We start from the raw sequence: 18,344 nt of genomic DNA, 5'->3' as shown, positions 1-18,344 counted from the left end.
AATCCCCTCCAAGTAATAGTGTACCATGTGTATACATGGTCTTTTTCACACTGTCTACCTAAAGGGGATAATATCAAAACTAGGCTTTTTGTTTAACTCATTTATGTTCTACATAATATATCTCAAAGTAAAACTTCTATTCAAAAGTTACCATAATTCCAAAAGCAACTTTACATGGGAACGGATTTTTTCCTACTGTGTATCTAGATTTTAATCTTGTGCACTTACAAGAGCGTACCCATAGATCATTTTTAACACTCTTTATATATTCTTTTTGATAAGTGTTATTGAGAGTATAAGATGAAAACTGCTTTAGCTGGTGAGGAAAAAGTGGGTTATCCAATATTAGATGTACGAGAGGGGAAAGAATTCTGGAAAACGTCAAAAGAAAAAAGGAGTCGAATAACGACTCCTTTTTAAATGGGATAGCTTTATTATCAGAAATATTACCTACTGAAATACTTTTTCAATTGTAGGCATAACAGCGATTGGTGGTAGAGATTTAGTCCATGCAGCTGCATATATATTTAACTTTTCACCTAAAGTGTAATCTTCTCCATTGGAAACAGGAACTCTTAGAATCTTATTCTGGGAAACTAGCTCCCACCAATCAGTTTGATAAGCAAGTGCTTCATCTTTTGTAGAAGTAGCTGCAACTACTAAATAATTGTTGTCTACCGAAATAACATATCCAGTAAACGGTTCTTGCTCTTGGTTTTGAATAGAGTGAACAGGTGTAGCGCTTCCAGAAGAATTATTTGAATCTGCAAAGGCTGGTGTTAATCCGAAAGTGAATCCACATCCTAATGTTAAAGCTGTTACGGTTGTTACTAATTTTTGATTGTTTGTAAACATGATAGATCCCCCTTATATTTTATCCCTACACTATTCACTTTCTAGTTGTATACATATAAAGCCTTTTAATATTAAGATATTTAACAATTATGCCACAAACATTCCATAAATGTTAATATTATCTATTAATGGGGGTGAATTTATGTTATAATTCACTAGGTGAACTATTATTGTTCCTTTCATCTCTTGATGAATGTATACCCTTCCTTAATTTTAAATATGTTCAATTTTATTGGTGAAGAGGAGAGAGATCCCTCTTCTTTTTTCTGTTCATAACATAAGATTTTATATTATGAACAGAAAAAGAACCCTATGGGGTTCTTTTTCTAGGCATATTAACAGTAAGGAGAGTAATGAAGAGCTAATTTCAAATCTTTATTAGGTGAAAGATTTGAAAAAGCTTATGTTATTATTTTTACACATATGTAATATATAGTAAATTGATAATATTTTGACTTACTATTACTAATATTCAATTAAGATAGTTAACACTATTTTTATGTTGTTAACTATCATGTTCGGCATGGAATACTTAAAAAATGTAACAAAAACTTTTTTTGGGGGAATTTATTGCTGGTAATAAACGATTTAAAAATAAAACTAATCAATAAAGACCCTGTAGAAAATACAGGGGTAATGGATAACATAGTTTTTTATCAGCTCAGTAGCATATATATTTTAAGGACTTTACTAAGTTTTTTGAAAGATTTAAGAACAAGAAGAAAGTTTTTAATGCTTGAATGCTGAAAACGATAGGGTTGAAATTTAATGTTTTCGGAAAAAAGAATTGACTTCTACATTAGTTGTAACTAGAATGGTTACATAAAGATGTAATCAATTCAGTTACAACTAATGACTGCTTAAAATAAAAATATGATTTATATATTTAATTAAGAATGGTGGTACACACGTTGCCACCCGGTGTAGAAAGTTACTAACGCATTCAAAATGCATAATCCCAACTTTAGTAATTTCTAATACTGGGTAATAATGTGCAACGTTATCTTTTGTTAAAAACCTTGGTTAATCTTTCTTTGGAAATATTAGTTTTTGGGGAATATAGTAAGGTATCTCAAAAAGAACAAGGTATAAAAAGAAGTACTTATATAAACCAAAAAGTTAGCTGAGCTGGATAATAAAAATAAAGGTAGGAGATTTAAATGGAGACGAAACAAGATAACCTTATTTACGTATGGGACGCATATTGTGGATGGTGCTATGGCTTTTCAGAAAGTATTAAAGGATTTTACAAAAACCACACTGAAGTACCATTAACAGTTTTATGTGGAGGGTTATTTTTAGATAATTTACCAATGAAAAACTTCTCATATATAGAAGAGGGAAATAAAAGAATTAATCAACTTACAGGTGCAGAATTCGGTCCTTCATATCAAAAATTGGTGGAAGAAGGTACTTTTAAAATGAATTCGAAAGATGCTGCAATTGGTTTTTCAGCATTACGCTCATTAGCGCCAGACCGTTTGTTAGAATTCACTTCGGCTATGCAAAAAGCGTTTTATTTTGAGGGACAAAGTCTAAGTGATCCTGAAACATATCGTAAGATCGCAATTGAGCATGGTTTGGACCCTGAACAAGTGCTAGAGCGTTTAAACGCTCAAGAAACACTATTAGATGTCCAAAATGATTTCAATAAAGTTCGACAGCTTGGTGTTAATAGTTATCCTTCATTACTTTTACAAAAGGATAATCAAATTATTCCTATTGGTGGTGGGGTAATGACGCCAGATAAAATCGAAGCGCGTTTTAAAAGTTTATATTAATCAATCTTAAGCAACAGTATATTGCATTTAACGTTTTAAAAAAAGCTAGAAGTGGATGGACTTAAACCTTTTTATAACAGTTGGTTTCAATTTGTTCTTAAAAAGAGTCTAATTTAAATTCTACTATAAGCTAAAGTAGCAAACATGTTATCTTACACCAACTGATATTCATCTCTGGCCTATTTGATGGTGCTATCACATTTTCAGGTGAATTGGAGAGGGAGCTTTTGTCGAAACAAGATAAAAATATGTTAACTAGTTAATAACTTTAACAAAAGGAGAATAACATTCTATGTTTAAAACAATCGATACAAATCAAAAAAATGTGAAATTGACGGTTTTTAGTTCAGACGAAAAAAGTTTTATGGTCACTGCAACCTTAGTTGAGAAAGCGGGACATGCATTTTTAATAAACTCAAAATTTACTCAGTCTGATTCGAAAGAAATTGTTGAATATCTGAAAAAAAACGACTTATCTTTAGATAATATCTTTATTATTCATGGGGATCCTGATTACTACTTTGGATTAGAAAGTATTAAAGCTGCTTACCCAGAAGCTATAGCATATGCTACAGAGTCTACTGTTGAACATATTGTTCATTCTGTCTTAGGTAAATTAAAAGTTTGGAAAGACGCCCTAGGAGAAAACGCACCAAGTAACGTAGTATTACCTCAAGTGTTTAAAGAAAAAGCTATTGATTTTCAAGGGTTAACATTTGAACTAGTAGGCTTAGATCATTACAGAACTAGCTTATTTAATAAAGAGCTAAAATTATTAATTGGTGGTATTGATGTATTTAACGAAATACATGTATTCTTAGCGGATACTAGCTCAAAAGCGGCAATGGAGGCATGGATTGAAAACTTGAAAGTATTACAAGCATTACATGCTGACATAATTGTACCTAGCCATGGATCAATCGAAAAATCCCTAAATAATCAAGCACTTACTGCGACAATGGAGTATCTAAAAACTGCGGTTCAAGCTTCTGAGGAAAGTGGAACTTCAAAAGATTTTGTGGCAAAACTTGAAGCAGCATATCCAGGTTATGCAAATAAAGGTGTATTAGAATTAAGTGCAAAAGTTGTAACAAAAGAAATGCCTTGGGGCTAATGCCATGAATAAATATCAAAAACTATTACATGAAACGTATGTGTTAACTGGCGAAGGTAAATTGGACGCGTTCAAAACGTATTTAAGTGAAAATGTATCTTGGACAGAAGCTGCTGGGTTTCCATATGCAGGTACTTATATAGGTCCAGATGAAGTAGTGAAAAATGTACATGAACGCCTTGGCACGGAATGGGATAATTATAGCGCTAAAGATGAAATTTATGCATTTAATAACAATACTGTTATCGTTTATGGAAAATATAGTGGAACATATACAGCTACAGGGAAATCGTTCATAGCAGATTTTTGTCATCTTCATGAATTTGATGAGAACGATAAGGTTAAGAAGTTTATTCAAATTGTGGACAGTGCAACTGTTAATGAGGTATTGAGTTAGAGTTAATCGCTTCTTGCATACCTTGTATAAAGAGTAATGTTAGGATAAACAGGTTGTACTAACATTACCCCTCAGATCATATTTTGGGGAAGGTTTCACCTTTTTCAAACGTGTTATGGAAGATAATTTATATAATTTAGAAGAGGTAGGTATATATGAAATTAGAGAAAAATTTAATAGTAATAATTATTTCTGTGTTTATTTTAGGAATTGTGTCGACTTTGATATTTCAAGCTTCCACCGGTAATAACAAAGGTAACTCAATCAAGAGCGAGAATAGCGCTTCTGTATCAAAAGAAGTAAAAGAAAATGAAAAGAATAAAAAGATGGTAGTTGATTTCTATAATGAAGTTTTTAACAAACATAATATCGATATTATCCCTAAATATGTAGGTGAAGAGTATAAGCAACATAATCCTTTTGTTGCTGATGGACGAAAAGCCTTCATGGATTTCTTTAAGGAGGATTTTGTTAAAAATCCTAATTCCTCTGCAGAGATTAAACGTGTAGTAGCTGAAGGGGATACAGTTGCTCTTCATGTACATTCTCGTACTAATTCTCAAGATAAGGGAGTTGCTATAGTGGATTTATTTCGTATAAAGGATGGTAAGATTGTTGAACACTGGGATGTAATTCAAGAGATTCCAAGTGAAGCGGCTAATGATAATACGATGTTTTAGGTAGAATATATATCTAATAATTGTTTAATTGGTAGTGCTGTATAGAATTTAGATAAGTAAAGGAGATGTCCTAGGCATGGTACTAGGACATCTCCTTTTTGTCTTAACGAGATTTAATTTATTGTTATTTGTATTTTTTTATGTACTACTATTCGAGTACATATCATTTCAGGCGGTTTTTTTTTATACTTCTATATCTTTCCCCTCTGCTACCACTGTATCTCTCCACAACACAAGTAGTTTTCTAAATTCAGAGGTTTCAATTTTACATTGGTTATCTGGGGCACTCATAAAGAAGTTAATAGCACTGGTATAATTAGGTTCAATGTAGACTGCTGCTACGTTCCCTTCTATTTCATATTGCGGAACTGTTTGGTCAACTGCATTATCCAAAATCTGTATATACTCGTCTGCCTCATCATCTAAAATATCTTCTAAAAAATGAGAAATTATAGAAATCTCCTTTGGCAAACGTATTCTCAATCCGCCAAGTCCATCACGATAAAATTCGTATGTATATTTCATATTTTACCTCCTTGTATAAATAGGATATGCGGTTATTATCTCATTATTTTTTATAATCATTTCTACTTTAAATCCGAGAGATGTTTGTCCTGTATATCTAACTGTATCGACTTGAATCTTATTATTGTATGCTTCTTTGATAGAATCAAGTACCTGTACTCTATCCCAATCCCTAGGGGAAAATGAAGAAAGCGCGGTTTTTGCTTCACCGTCTACTTTTACTTTATATACTCCCACAGAATTTGGTGCATGGGAAGCGGTTGAAGATACCATAGAAGGATTTAAGGAACTTGGTAAATGGGGAAACGTGGGAAATACCGCGTTGCATCTTATTGATACACTTAGTACTATGTATAATGCATTGTCAGATTCATTTATTAATGATGTAATAAATGGGGAAGTTATGCTGTTACACAAATTGGGCTTGGACTCATGATCCTTACTTTGTCAAGGTAGTGAGCTATGGGGTCCCAACAAACGGTACAATCGTTGCTTAATAAACGGTTAATTGCAAAGTACAGGTTGTGAGGATTGCCAAAAAGGTGCGGTAAAGCTAACAGAGAACAGACTTAATGTGTTACGGGCGTTAGGGTAATACGAGGATATTGATTATATATGGGGGTAAATAAGTTGAAAAGCATTGAAGTTCTAAATACATACATTGAAGGGTTTTCTGATGCTCTCCCTACGTGGTTAAAGCATCTAATCGAGGCAGAGGAGATACATCAAAACTATGAGAATGTACAGGTACTTGGTGCATTAAAAACAGATGTGGTGTTGTACTATGTACACCGTACGCTGCAAGTGTTAGAGGGATTGTCTTTAGATGAAGAAGCGTATCGCATTATTGAACAAGTATTAACGTATAGTGAGCTTGCAAAGGTAGGCTCTCTAAAACAGCGGGAGCAATGGAAGAAAAACGGGATTAACCTATTGGTACATAACGAAGGTTCTGCGGATATCTTTAGTGATATTCAGTTTATCGAACGTATAGAAACAAACTTAAATTCTACTGAGTATTTGTTTGTTCGAGATTTAATTAGAACACATGGATTAATCGGGCAGTATATCCGCGGGGAGGCTCGTTTAGATTCTCATGTTGATTTGATTAACACATATAAAGAAGAATACGGAGAAGTTAGGTTAAAGGAGATTCTATACTATCTTAACCAATGTATTATTGAGGGCGTATCAAAATCCTTGTGGAGTGAAGTAAAGAACGATGTGAAGATTACAATTGATGGGCTATTTGATGGCTATGTGGAGCCATTTACTTCTCGCATACATAGACTCACACCAAAACATAAGGAGTCAGCATTTGAAAAAGATATAATTATGGGGAGCGAGAAGAGTGGCGTTCAAACCTTCTTATCTGATAAGGATTTATGGTATGTAGAACCGTCTATGCATGCTCTTAGCTTCGAGGATATCTGGACAGTTTTTATTATGTTAAAGAACAAAATAGGCACTGGAAAGGTTCAGCATATCCATTTCGAGAAATTGATGCAGCAGTTGCACTATGATTTCAAAGGCGAGAAGAAGGACAACTTGTATCGTAAACGGGTTATTGAGAAGTGTCTACGGGAGTACCGTGAGAACGAGAAGCCGGATACAACGCATGTTTCCTTTGAGGTTAAAGTCGATGAAGATATGAAGACTGCGTATGTGTCGTTTCAGTTTTCTGCTGTAGGTGAGGCGTTAATTACCTTCTGTGTAGAGGCGGAAAAGGTAGATATGATGCATGCTCGGGCAAACGTGCTGCTGTTTGATTTCTTCGGGTTACGTAAGGACGCGTATGATAGATTCCATAACGAAGAAGTGTATCTGGAGCATATGAATAGTTCGGCGGATGATAAACGAATTATTCTTGATTATATAAAGGGAGATACGGTTGTAGATGTTGGAGCCGGTGGTGGTGTCATGCTAGACATGATCGAAGAAGAGACCGAGTATAAACGAATCTACGGTATCGATATTTCTGAAAACGTGATTGAAACGTTGAAAAAGAAGAAGCAGACCGAGGGTCGTTCTTGGGACGTCATTAAAGGGGATGCAATCAACTTAAGCAGCTCGTTTGATAAAGAATCGGTTGATACGATTGTATATTCTTCTATCCTTCATGAACTATTCTCTTATATCGAGTATGAAGGTAAGAAATTCAATCATGAAGTAATTAAAAAGGGGCTGCAGAGTGCCTACGAGGTGTTAAAGCAGGGAGGTCGTATTATCATTCGTGATGGCATCATGACCGAAGATAAAAAGTTAATGCGTGTGATTCGTTTTAAAGATGCCGGCGGAATGAAGTTCTTAGAGCAGTATGTCCATGAATTTAAGGGTCGTATAATCCAATATGAGGTACTTGCAGACAATACAGTCAAAATGCCCGTTAACGATGCGATGGAGTTCTTATATACGTATACCTGGGGCGAGGATTCCTTCGTTCATGAGGTACAGGAGCAGTTTGGAATATTTACGCCAAACGACTATAAGGATTTCGTAAAGGGTATCTTTGGGGATAAAGTAAACATTGTTCAAGCTATGAACTATTTGCAGGATGGATATACTAGTCATCTTAGCGAGAAAATTGAGTTTAAAGATGAGTCTGGGAATGCAGTTGCGCTACCGGATAGTACGTTCTTTATGGTTTTAGAAAAGGTGAAGTAATGGGTATTGGTACAAATAAAGTATAAAGGAGTAAAGGGCAATGGAAATCTTAGAAATGCAATAAACAAAGGAAGATAGAACATCTTTAAAATCTAGGGTTGTCGAGCGCTGATGATGCGCTTTGTTTATTCATTTTAAAAACTCCTAATATTAAATTATATAAGACAGAAGAATCGCTGGGAAGCAGTAAATAAGGAAGAATTGTATAAAAATGAGGTTTGATTTGAAAACGGATTTCCAAATCGGTTTATATTGTGTTTTGATGAAGGAATTAATACAATAGTTCTTATTTATTATAAAAACGCATGTAAAGATGGATACAGGCTTTACATGCGTTTTTAGGGTTTTTAGGGAAAATAAAAGGGTACTCATTATTTATGGCATAAATTCTTTCTCTACTAGCTGGCACATTGCTTCATTTTGATTCTTCAGCCTATTTTCATGCCAATAATTTTCTATTTGTTCCACTTGTTCTTTTGTAAATGTAAATGAATTTTCATATAAGGAAAAAGCTTGTTACAATAGTAAAGAATAACTTGGGTACAATTGATAATGAAATGGGGAAAGATGCTAGATGAAAGCAACCGGAGTGACCCTCAAACCACGCAAAAACTTCTGTAGTGTAAAAACCATCATTTCGTTTGATAACTTAAACTTTGTATCTTTTACTTGTAGAAACAATCTCTTTAATGATTTTTTTCAATGTCTATCTCCCTCTACCTTTTATCCAGAGTGTACTACATCAAGAATATAGATGATGAATGGTATTTTGATTGCATAAGGCATTCATATTAAGTTTACATAACACATCAATATCAGTATCAATATATCTAGAAACAAAAAAAATTCTTTGTATGTTGGCTGTTAAATACGGTCTTTTCCAAAACCAATCATGATTTCACCTTCATGGTAAAATTCTATAACAAAATTATTTGGACAAAAAAGATAAGTGTCGCTACCAACCGCCGTTACATCGTCAATATTATGTAATATATCGTTTAAATTTGCATAGAGAACAGGAGTAGGTCCAGTACTCCATAGGATATAGACTTTACTTTCCAATGGGATAAGATGAGATATTTGATCCATGGAGTCAATGGCATGTTTAAGGGAAACCTTATTCCAACTGATTCGTCCCCACCATTCAAAAGGGTAAGAGTCATTTAATAATTTGTATATTTCTGATCCTCTTTCAGGAGATAATTCTTTAGTTTCAGCACCTAACACGCAGACGCATTCATCATATAAAGCACCATGAGTAGGTTTATGCTTTTTTCTATTTGCTTCAAGAAGTTTTAAGAGTCTTTGAGACCTGTTGTTTTTATTCATCATCCAGCCCACCATAAGGTAAATGAAAATACATACTAAAATCTTTATAAATAGATGAAAACCTTTTTATTTCTTGACTAATATCTTCTAGATTCCCATATATATTATCTGCGGCTAAATTAATTTCTTCATTAAAATTATACAGCTGTTCATCTACATAATCGAATCCCTCACAGCAATTATAATGTACCAAATTAGATATAAATGGTTGTATTCTCAATACATTTTCTTCATTTATAGTAAATTTATCCCATAACAGTCCCAGTATAATTTTTACGGGTAATTTTTTATCATACGTTCCTTTTATGTTTTTTAATTTAGATACAATATCAACTAACTTATCGTTACTGGATAAAGAAACTTCTATAATTTCATTAGAAGGACTATCTAATGTTTCAATTGTATAATCAGCCCACTCAATTACTTCAGTTTTTGAATATAAACCAATTTGTAACCCTATCCTAAAAACCTCAGCTATTATTTTTATATTAACCATATATATAACTCCCTAGATTTTTAGATAATTATACATCACATAAAACTAAACCTCAAAAAAGGTATTGATATTCGGGTTAAAGCCAAAAAACAAGATAGAAATTAACATGGAGAATAAATTATACTTTAAATTGAATAAGGGGAATATTTGTTAAATAAAATAGAATAATTTATAATTTCAGGGGCAGGTAATAAGGGAGAGAAAATGGGATATCTAGTAGAGGAGGGTGTTATATGTATAACTGTAATCAATGTGGAACAGAAATGATTATGCAATTACAAGACAGATATAGAGAATTTTGCCCAAGATGTGAAGGTCTTAGACCAAGTAGCTTAGTATACTATAATTTATATGAATTACTAGATTATATGGAAGCAAACAATTATATGAATAAAGAAAATATGCTACATAACTTTTTAAAATGGGAGTTTGAGTTAACGGATGGAAATCTGTTTAAGTTATATTTAAACTTAGATAGATATGATCGACCTGATGATGAGGACCTTATAAAACAATTAGAGGTTTATATGAAGGGGATTCGATTAAAATTAAATGTTAAATATGAGGATGACTATATCTGGATTAGGGTTAATTAGAAGAGATTCTATATGTGATGAGTTTTATATGAAAAAATAGTAAGGGATAGAGAGGAGATTAATAGTAATGAAAGATTTACAAGAGGCAGTAATAAAATTTCGAGATGAGAGAAATTGGGGTCAGTTTCATAATGCTAAGGATTTAGCCATTTCATTAAACTTAGAAGCATCAGAATTGCTTGAGGTTTTTCAATGGAAGTCAAGTGAAGAAGCGACAGAAACAAAAATGCTAGAAATGAAGGAAGAAATAGCTGATGTAATGATTTATTTGCTTATGTTAAGTGATAAATTAAATATTGATTTAGAAGAGGCAGTTCATGCTAAATTACGCAGGAATGCAGAGAAATATCCAGTAGAAAAGGCTTATGGAACTAATAAAAAATATGATGAACTATAGAAATGAAAAATAAGAATTCGGGTTGGATGATTATATACATAACTCAATTTCTATGAATCAGAGTTTTCACCTGATAATGGAAGGCAAAACATTAACACTTATTCCAATCAAGTGGTTGAAGATACTGCGAAATTAGGGAATGGAAATAGAATTGATGTGATAAAGAGGGGACTTTTTTATTATATAAACCAATTTACAGAAAAGACGTTAGTTATAGCCGTATGTCTAATTAATAAATATATGTATGTAAAACTTGATAAAATAAAGTTGTTAAAAATATTTTCATTCAAACTCAATTAGGATATGAAAAACAAAACCCTATTAAATCATTTTGGATGTTGATTTAATAGGGTTTTGTTGGAGTTGATATGTTTTTTTGTATTTGGTTAACACAAATAAACCAAATTTTATACTTGACTTGGATAGGGGGACATTATAATATGAGTGTACAAGGTCCGCTTGTAGATGTTTGAAAACTTGAAAAAAACAAGTTTAAATTCCATTCGTTCCTTTATACCAACTGTTTTGATATATTGGCGTATACGGAGTTGGTATAACAAATAAAAATTTGGAGGTAATACATAATGCAATTATATCAAAATGGAGAAGTAGGAAGCAAGAAGAATGGTGTAATTTTACAGCCAACAGGTGGTATGAAAAATGTGAAGCGTACAATACTTCAGTCAGTTTGCCTAGACGATTTAATGGAGGTATTAACTGAAGAGCAGTATAAGGATTTAGAAAATGCCTTCGGCTCACAACGTTTTTTAGTATGGGGTGTAAATGATACCAATATTACAAATAAGCGGTATCATTTGATTGAAAAAGGATTTGATGTGTGGTTTTACAGAAAATGGCGTTACTTTTTAAAAGCAAAAGTAGTATGTGGGTTCCATAATTCAAAGGTGGCCAATATATTATGGCCGCCAGCAAAAAATGGTCGAAACTTTAATAATTTATATTTTTGTGCATCTGATTCGTTAAAGGAAATAAATCTTTCTACCCCAGAGGTTAATGAGATATTATGGGGAAAGGCGAAAAAAGTTGCTTTAAGAGGTATGAATGTTTGTGTTGATGGAACAGCGATAGATTTAATGAAATTAATGTAAACATAATGGTGGTCAAAAGAGTAATCTTCTGGTCACCGTTACCTTTATTTGGTGAAGGAGAAATTGGAATGAAACAAGTAATGACAGGCTTACATTATTTAATGAATGTTAAAGGTCAAAAGAATAAGGATGTTGCGGAGATTCTTGGTATTTCAATCCAGGCGGTTTCGTTATGGATGAAGAAAGGTACGATTCCAAAAAAACATTTAGAAAGACTTGCAAATCATTATAAGGTATCACAGGAGTACTTAGTGAATCCATTAACAGCAGATACGATTAGTGTTATTAAGAAGGATGCAACGCCAGTGATGGAGATTACCCATAATGGACTTGCTACTTATGGAGATTTCAATGTTGTACTGCAACCAACAAGCGATAAAGTGGCACGAACTAATTTTAAAAATACGATTCGTCAGTTACGTGATGTTGAAGAATTTGCGGAATATGTGAAGGCAGAAGAGTTTGCAGATTTACAGGCAATTTTTCCTGAGAGGAAGTGCGCTGTTTGGGGTGTGAAGTCGGGTGCAAATGATGCAACGAAAAAGCAGTATGATAAGTTAGAACTTGGTGATTTTGTGCTTTTTTATCAAGATAAGCATTTTTATAATCGTGCCATCGTTGCGTATAAGTTGCATTCTCCTAGGTTAAGTGAACATTTATGGGGAGATCCAATTTTCGAGCACGTTTACATACTACAAGATATCCATCCATATAACTTGTCAGTTGTACGATTTAATGAGGTTGTATATGGAAAATCGGAGGATTTCCCAGTGATGGGTTTCCGTGTATTAAGTCGTGAACAGAGCTTGCAGGTTATTGATGCATTTGATCTTGAAGGTGAGTATATAGACTCGCATGCTGCTATTGTGGAAGTATCTAGTGAGAAGCGCTCACGTAAAGAGATTTTAAAAGCAATGTTAGCACTAGAGAATAATAAGGAGCTTAACCGTGATACGAAGCGTAAGTATCGTGTTGAACAAAGTTTGCTAAGGGAATTTTTATTCAATGGTGAGAAAGCGGTGGTATGCGGTTGCTGCCAAACAAAATTATCACCAGATTTTATTGCAACGGCGCATATAAAAAAGCGTTCGCACTGTTCAAATGAGGAAAAACTAGATGTCAATGTGGTTATGCCACTTTGTTATTTAGGGTGTGATATGTTGTTTGAAAAAGGGCTCCTTGTAGTGGATTCTTCTGGTTATTTTAGGCGTACGGATATGATGGATAATGCTGTTCCTTATGAGGGACGTGTAGGTGCATTACTTGGAGAGTATGATAACAAGTCTTGTCTATATTGGAAGGAAGAAACGGCACCTTATTTTGAGTGGCATTATAATCATCATGTAATGAAGTGAGAAGGTTATGGTATTTACATTTTACTTACTCAAAAAGTAGAAAGTAAAATAAACGTTCATCAGAAATCAGATTTCAGCATTGTTGCAGGAATATAAAAGCTTTTTTACATTTAGTTGTTAATAACCCAAACGATTTTATAATGTAGTTAAAAATTGAGATTTACAATTGCCTACGTATCGAAAGTACAATAGGAATTAGAGGAACGAACCGCGTACTTAGATTACAACTTAGACAAAAAATTAATATTAGTTTAAAATTCCAATATTAATTGTAGAGATGGTCGTGGAATAATTGGATTTTCAAGCTGAATTTATTAAAAAAGCAATAGATTTTTAGGAGAGGATTTAGACGAGAAAATCATCACGGATGGACATAGTAAGCTCATTTCTGATTATGTACTGTTAATGGAAAAAGGGATAGGAACTGTAAAGAATCATAATTTTAAAATCGGTCCGGGTCATATATACTCGCGTATAAACATAGATGGTATTGAATCTTATACAAAGGTTAATAACGAGAACAATACAATTGAGGTTACAAAAATTATTAATGGCGAAGTTACTTTCCTGGATACAATTGTTGTACAAAATGGAGAGTTATTTGCTCTAGGTCGTAATGAAAAATTTACAACAGTAATCTTAGAAGATTACCTACGTGAAACATTTGGTGAAAAGCTAGGTTTATAAGGTTAGTGTTTATGTGTGTTGAAAGCATTCCTTAGGGAGTGCTTTTTAAATGTAAAGAACTGTAACGGAATATTAATATTTTTATAATTGGATTTAGAGATGTTTGTAACATTTCTTACTGTATGATTAAATATAGGAGGTGATTACATGTCTAAAATCGAGATGTTATTAAATGCACTTGCGATATTGTTAGAGCAACCTGCTATTTTTATTATGGTGGGGTTTATACTATTTGGAGCTGTAAAACTAATATTCACTAAATTAAAGTACCTATATTAATAGGTGCTTTTTATTATATAAAAATAGCATGGTGGTGTAGAGTAAATGATTACTGAAATCAGAAAAATAATATCAGGTACGGAGTATTGGAATTCAAAAGAAAAGCGAAGTCTATTTGTTCCTACTGGTGAAGAACCGGGATTCGAAGTAACTGTTAATCCTGAAAGTATGGTCTTGGGCATGGACTTATCAAGTAAGCCTGATAAGACGGTAGTGGTAGAACCTTTTAATGGTATGACAGTGAAACAGTTACGTGAGTATGCTGATGAGTTAGATATTGAGATTCCAACCAATGTTAACAAGAAAGAAGACATAATTGACTTACTATCATGAAGTACTGTGACTTTAATTGCTGACGTAACAAGATAAGTAAGGTGCGTTACTGTGAAGACATAAGCGCAACAAACCAAGGAGAAGAAAGATAAGAAGAATATCTATCATCATAATAACAAACTATTCTATCGTACTGATGCATGGAAGTATGTTAGGTCAAAGGAAAGGTATACGAAAGAGAGGATGGCTGTTGTCAATGATGTGGAAGGCTCGTTTTTGGTAGGAGTGCTGATGTTCATCATGTAATACCAATTAAAGAAGATGAAACACTTAAATTAGAAGAGAATAACTTGAGATTACTTTGTCCAGTTTGTCATACAATCAAAGAAAATGAAAGCAAACCGAAAAAAAGTTTTTCCAAGTTATTTTGGATAAGCCCCCCTATCAAAAAATAAAATTTCTCCTCTGAGGAGGATAGGTAGCGTAGGGGCATTTCTATCGTTAGACAACATTTTTTAAAAATAAAGGGGGGGGGGAAATGTCTACGAAAAAAGAGCGTCAAAAGGTTGTTGCCGAAAAAACAGAAGTTGAAAAAAATCAAATATTAAAAATCATGCGTGACGCAGATATTTACACTCTTACTTTAGATCCATTAATTGAATCCTTCACAGACATTTTTGAATCTATCAAACTATGTACATTGAATGGAAAGAAATGGGACTGCCAGCTGCGCAGCGGCATAAAAATAAAGTTGATGCTACAAATAATTCATAGCATCCATTGGCTTAGCAAGTAGAAACTTGGTCTGATAAGAAAATTAAGGTATTAGATTTGTTAGGACTCACTAATAAATCTAAGCTAGGTAAGATTGGCACCGGTGTTACTTCTGTCACAAAAGATGAAGAGCTACAGAAACCAATAGCTAAAGTTAGTGAATTGGATAAATACCGTGCAAAGTGGAGAGCTAAAATTAAATATGAACATAATAATATATTTTGATATAATTAATTATCAAAATATTGGAGGTTAGATTATGTGGCATGATATTTTTTTTGACAAAACCGGTGTTTTTCAATGGGCAAGTATAGCGGCTATTGCTTCTTTACTAGCATTTATTTCATCTCTTGTTTCTCTTGCTGTTACATCAATGCAAGCGAAGAAAAACAGAAAATCTACTACACTAGTAAATTTAAGGCTACAAGAGCTAAAGGATTTAAGAGAGGAAGGAGCGGCTTTACTATCATTAATAAATGCTTTTCTAAATAAGAGAAATGTGAAATTAAATCCAAATAATAAGATGATTTCAAAGACAGATCCTCTAATTAATAAATTGGATATGCATCTGAATAAATTATCTTCCAAATTATATCTACATACATCACAGAGTTTGAATTTAGCATCTGAAATAGCATTAAATCAATTATTAGTATTTAATTTAAAAGATATCAACGAATTAGTTGAGATAAAGATAAATATAGATGAGGCCCTTGATACATATTCAAGAACTGAATATGAAGAAATCGAAAAGAATTTATAATAAAAAGGATAGTTCAAATTGCTATCCTTTTTATTATGCCTTAGAGGTGGTGTTTATGTAATTGAACGTGGTTTTGTTACTTTTGTGATGGCAAGATGATAAACCAAGACCAAGTTATGGATTATATTGTGGAATGCTTAAATTAGTATGATGTACAACAAATAAACTATGATCCAGCAATGTCACAGAAGTTAATTGAAAAAACAGGAAAATATTGATTTAAAATGTATCTCTGTAAATCAGTTTCTAAATGTTGTGAATGCGATGATGGAAGATTCAGAAATACTAATTTATGAAAAACGTATAATGACCGATAATCCTTTGTTTATTGTGCTCTTAATGTTGTAGTTGTAACAAATATCAATGGGATGAAAGCCCCAAGTAAGCCACAGTCCAAAAAAAGATTGATGAATTTGTTGCTTTTTTATGTGCTCATAAAGAAACGATGATGGTTATGGATAGCATAAATGAAGAAGGCATGGATGAATTACTTGATGAAATTTATAGATAGAAAAATAGTTTTATATTTCATTAGTTATATTAAAATATAAATATTAACTAATGAGGAAGTGTTTTTATGAAAGAATTTATGCCTCTTTTTGCTTCTATTGCCACAGGGATTGCTACATTAACAGCAGTCTGGTTGACTCAGAAAGGAAATAAGAAAGTTCAAAAAGATTTATTAGAATTACAAATAAAACGAGATGAAATGAAAGAAAAAAGAAATGATTTAAAAGAAACTTTAGAAATTTATAATCGTATCCTTAAGGTTAATGGAGAAAATACCGTAATAATTGATAATGGTGGAGCACCTGAAGAATTTGATTTTAATGTATATCAAAAAGAAGTTCGACCTATTCTTTATGAAAAGTACCATTTGTTACATGATGAAGTCGCAATGCTGGTGGCTGGTATAGACGAAGCTATAAGAAGATGCGAATTCTTTGAAGAGACTGAAAGAAGTGATCATGTGGAACTTTGTGAAAAATACTATAGGTTAATCCGTACCATAAAGAAGAATATTTTCAATTTCCGTAAGGAAGGACGGTAGTTAAAGGCAGTGAGAAATTTGGTTTAAGTGATAGGTTTTCAAATTTTTTTATTTAGACAAGCTGAAAAGCGCGTTTTTCTTGATGAGGTTTTAGGAAAGAGCATTCGTTGCTGCGGTGTGAATGTTACGGATTCAAACATTATACAATCTAGTGATATTTACGAATTGCTACAATTTGTAATAGTCGGTTTAAAAAGGCTAAAAAATTAAAAATACAATATCCTTTTGAAGATGGCTTTGAGAAGAATGCCGTTTTTAAAATTAAGCCGAAAAGGAAAGTGGATATAAATTCTTTAATTGGAAATACTGCTGATTTTGATTTGATATTAGAGGTTGATAATAGTTATGTGGATAATATGAAAATTAATGAGAAAATTGAGACGTTTCGTTTAGAAGAAGTATATCAATCTCACAAGGGTTTTGTGCAAGAATTCTTATTTAAAAATAAGGCACCTCCTAAAGCGTATAAAAAGATGATTGAAGAGCTATTAAAAGTTGAATTAACTGATGAAGAGTATAATCTCTTTTTATATGGTTTCTCTGGTAATGAGAAAGAATTATTAAATAAACCTTTATCTAAATTAAAATTTGATATACTAGATGTATTTTTAAAAATTTTTATCAAAGTATTATAATGTTTTTTTAAAAGCTCTTTGAGAATAAAAAATAATATGGTCACTTAAATATTGTTTCAGTAATTACATTGCTATAGAAGGAATTAGAATAAGGAGTAAATCAACTAAATATAACTAAAGAAGACATTGATCTTAATATGATACAATAAAATCAAATGCACTTTGTATTTTTTTACATTTGTACGTTACAAAAAAATTTTAGGAAGGAAGAGGGATTTGAAAAAAATCCAATTAACTGATAAAAGTTTTTTGAAATGTAATACGATAGATTTTAATTTGTTTAATGAGGAAATGTCAATAATTAATGAATTAATTACTGGAATAAAAAAAAGAGAGAATTATTTAGTGTGTACCCCTAATGAAAAAATGTTTTTTTCATTATTATTACAAACATTATATAAAGAAGAAACTATTAATTTTAAGCACAACAAGCAGCCAGAAAAAAGGCTTGAAGTACTAATAATTACTAATAAAAATAATATGAAAGAATTTTTTTTAAACTGCACAGTCAATACTAATGAACTGTTTCTGTTATGTAATAGACTGCATCATTATTTTGGCTTTTGTAATATTGATGATCCGTA

22 protein-coding genes and 4 pseudogenes are annotated in these 18,344 nt (G+C 32.4%); 21 read left to right on the top strand and 5 right to left on the bottom strand.

The genetic code is table 11. From position 1 onward, the window contains the following. Positions 1-450: 450 nt before the first annotated feature. Entirely contained in the window at positions 451-855 is a 405-nt protein-coding gene (locus JDS92_RS26125; RefSeq protein WP_097953405.1) for a DUF3221 domain-containing protein, read from the bottom strand. A 1,160-nt stretch (positions 856-2,015) separates the two neighbouring features. Between JDS92_RS26125 and JDS92_RS26120 the strand changes: the two genes are divergently transcribed. The 4 genes from JDS92_RS26120 (at position 2,016) to JDS92_RS26105 (ending at position 4,827) form a co-directional block, all read left to right on the top strand. Next, positions 2,016-2,636 carry a DsbA family protein gene (locus tag JDS92_RS26120; RefSeq protein ID WP_097935985.1) on the top strand — a complete coding sequence of 207 codons (621 nt, stop codon included), beginning with the start codon at positions 2,016-2,018 and terminating at the stop codon, positions 2,634-2,636. A 292-nt stretch (positions 2,637-2,928) separates the two neighbouring features. Next, a complete protein-coding gene (locus JDS92_RS26115; RefSeq protein ID WP_199632758.1) occupies positions 2,929-3,750 on the top strand; it encodes an MBL fold metallo-hydrolase in 822 nt (273 codons plus the stop codon). Between the two features lie 4 nt (positions 3,751-3,754). Next, positions 3,755-4,147, top strand: a complete 393-nt coding sequence (locus JDS92_RS26110) for a nuclear transport factor 2 family protein (protein WP_199632757.1) — start codon at positions 3,755-3,757, stop codon at positions 4,145-4,147. Positions 4,148-4,302: 155 nt separating this feature from the next. After that, the gene (locus tag JDS92_RS26105; protein ID WP_199632756.1) at positions 4,303-4,827 is read left to right on the top strand and encodes a nuclear transport factor 2 family protein; all 525 of its coding nucleotides are present in this window, start codon (positions 4,303-4,305) and stop codon (positions 4,825-4,827) included. A 183-nt stretch (positions 4,828-5,010) separates the two neighbouring features. Here the strand turns inward: JDS92_RS26105 and JDS92_RS26100 are convergent, their stop codons facing one another. Together JDS92_RS26100 and JDS92_RS26095 are read right to left on the bottom strand one after the other, a co-directional pair. Continuing rightward, positions 5,011-5,352: a hypothetical protein gene (locus JDS92_RS26100; RefSeq protein WP_097896519.1), complete on the bottom strand. Its 342-nt coding sequence runs from the start codon at positions 5,350-5,352 to the stop codon at positions 5,011-5,013. Positions 5,353-5,355: 3 nt separating this feature from the next. Then, positions 5,356-5,625 (bottom strand): EndoU domain-containing protein, encoded by a 270-nt coding sequence (locus JDS92_RS26095; RefSeq protein WP_097896551.1) that lies wholly within the window; start codon positions 5,623-5,625, stop codon positions 5,356-5,358. Here JDS92_RS26095 and JDS92_RS31635 point away from each other — a divergent pair. Continuing rightward, a pseudogene (locus JDS92_RS31635) lies at positions 5,597-5,787 on the top strand (hypothetical protein); the annotation flags it as partial. The gene JDS92_RS26095 and the pseudogene JDS92_RS31635 sit on opposite strands and share 29 nt — an antisense overlap. Positions 5,788-5,967: 180 nt before the next feature. Continuing rightward, positions 5,968-8,016: a class I SAM-dependent methyltransferase gene (locus tag JDS92_RS26085; protein WP_199632755.1), complete on the top strand. Its 2,049-nt coding sequence runs from the start codon at positions 5,968-5,970 to the stop codon at positions 8,014-8,016. An 864-nt stretch (positions 8,017-8,880) separates the two neighbouring features. On the opposite strand, the gene JDS92_RS26080 is transcribed toward JDS92_RS26085, so the two are convergent. Next, positions 8,881-9,348, bottom strand: coding sequence for a CDI toxin immunity protein (locus JDS92_RS26080; protein ID WP_199632754.1), 468 nt, complete (start codon positions 9,346-9,348; stop codon positions 8,881-8,883). After that, positions 9,338-9,841: a hypothetical protein gene (locus JDS92_RS26075; RefSeq protein WP_199632753.1), complete on the bottom strand. Its 504-nt coding sequence runs from the start codon at positions 9,839-9,841 to the stop codon at positions 9,338-9,340. Before JDS92_RS26075 ends, JDS92_RS26080 begins: the two co-directional genes overlap by 11 nt. 233 nt (positions 9,842-10,074) lie before the next feature. Between JDS92_RS26075 and JDS92_RS26070 the strand changes: the two genes are divergently transcribed. The 15 genes and pseudogenes from JDS92_RS26070 to JDS92_RS26015 all read left to right on the top strand — a co-directional run. Then, the gene (locus JDS92_RS26070; protein ID WP_000282131.1) at positions 10,075-10,437 is read left to right on the top strand and encodes a hypothetical protein; all 363 of its coding nucleotides are present in this window, start codon (positions 10,075-10,077) and stop codon (positions 10,435-10,437) included. 67 nt (positions 10,438-10,504) lie between these two features. After that, entirely contained in the window at positions 10,505-10,834 is a 330-nt protein-coding gene (locus tag JDS92_RS26065) for a nucleotide pyrophosphohydrolase (protein WP_199632752.1), read from the top strand. A gap of 584 nt (positions 10,835-11,418) precedes the next feature. Beyond that, complete coding sequence (locus JDS92_RS26060) at positions 11,419-11,943, top strand: hypothetical protein (RefSeq protein WP_199632751.1); 525 nt, start codon at positions 11,419-11,421, stop codon at positions 11,941-11,943. Between the two features lie 68 nt (positions 11,944-12,011). Then, the gene (locus JDS92_RS26055; RefSeq protein WP_199632750.1) at positions 12,012-13,298 is read left to right on the top strand and encodes a helix-turn-helix domain-containing protein; all 1,287 of its coding nucleotides are present in this window, start codon (positions 12,012-12,014) and stop codon (positions 13,296-13,298) included. Positions 13,299-13,590: 292 nt separating this feature from the next. Then, positions 13,591-13,985, top strand: a pseudogene (locus JDS92_RS26050) (DUF3942 family protein). A gap of 147 nt (positions 13,986-14,132) precedes the next feature. Then, positions 14,133-14,264, top strand: a complete 132-nt coding sequence (locus JDS92_RS31300) for a hypothetical protein (RefSeq protein WP_274606228.1) — start codon at positions 14,133-14,135, stop codon at positions 14,262-14,264. Between the two features lie 45 nt (positions 14,265-14,309). After that, a complete protein-coding gene (locus tag JDS92_RS26045) occupies positions 14,310-14,597 on the top strand; it encodes a hypothetical protein (RefSeq protein WP_199632749.1) in 288 nt (95 codons plus the stop codon). A gap of 245 nt (positions 14,598-14,842) precedes the next feature. After that, on the top strand, positions 14,843-14,992 hold the full coding sequence (locus tag JDS92_RS31630) for an HNH endonuclease (protein ID WP_374191348.1): 150 nt from the start codon (positions 14,843-14,845) through the stop codon (positions 14,990-14,992). Between the two features lie 83 nt (positions 14,993-15,075). Beyond that, entirely contained in the window at positions 15,076-15,333 is a 258-nt protein-coding gene (locus tag JDS92_RS31625) for a hypothetical protein (protein ID WP_374191347.1), read from the top strand. A gap of 237 nt (positions 15,334-15,570) precedes the next feature. After that, positions 15,571-16,074: a hypothetical protein gene (locus JDS92_RS26030; protein ID WP_199632748.1), complete on the top strand. Its 504-nt coding sequence runs from the start codon at positions 15,571-15,573 to the stop codon at positions 16,072-16,074. 57 nt (positions 16,075-16,131) lie between these two features. Further along, positions 16,132-16,585 (top strand): annotated as a pseudogene (locus JDS92_RS31090) (terminase TerL endonuclease subunit); the annotation flags it as partial. Between the two features lie 66 nt (positions 16,586-16,651). Continuing rightward, entirely contained in the window at positions 16,652-17,125 is a 474-nt protein-coding gene (locus tag JDS92_RS26025; RefSeq protein ID WP_199632747.1) for a hypothetical protein, read from the top strand. A gap of 20 nt (positions 17,126-17,145) precedes the next feature. Then, positions 17,146-17,299 (top strand): annotated as a pseudogene (locus JDS92_RS31085) (phage portal protein); the annotation flags it as partial. A 104-nt stretch (positions 17,300-17,403) separates the two neighbouring features. Then, on the top strand, positions 17,404-17,760 hold the full coding sequence (locus JDS92_RS26020; protein ID WP_199632746.1) for a hypothetical protein: 357 nt from the start codon (positions 17,404-17,406) through the stop codon (positions 17,758-17,760). 216 nt (positions 17,761-17,976) lie between these two features. Further along, the coding region (locus tag JDS92_RS26015; RefSeq protein WP_199632745.1) for a hypothetical protein at positions 17,977-18,344 on the top strand (368 nt) is incomplete at its 3' end.

The sequence above is a fragment of the Bacillus cereus group sp. N12 genome, from assembly GCF_016483575.1.
Classification (GTDB): Bacteria; Bacillota; Bacilli; order Bacillales; family Bacillaceae_G; genus Bacillus_A; species Bacillus_A toyonensis.
This window is presented reverse-complemented; position numbering and strand designations above follow the sequence as displayed.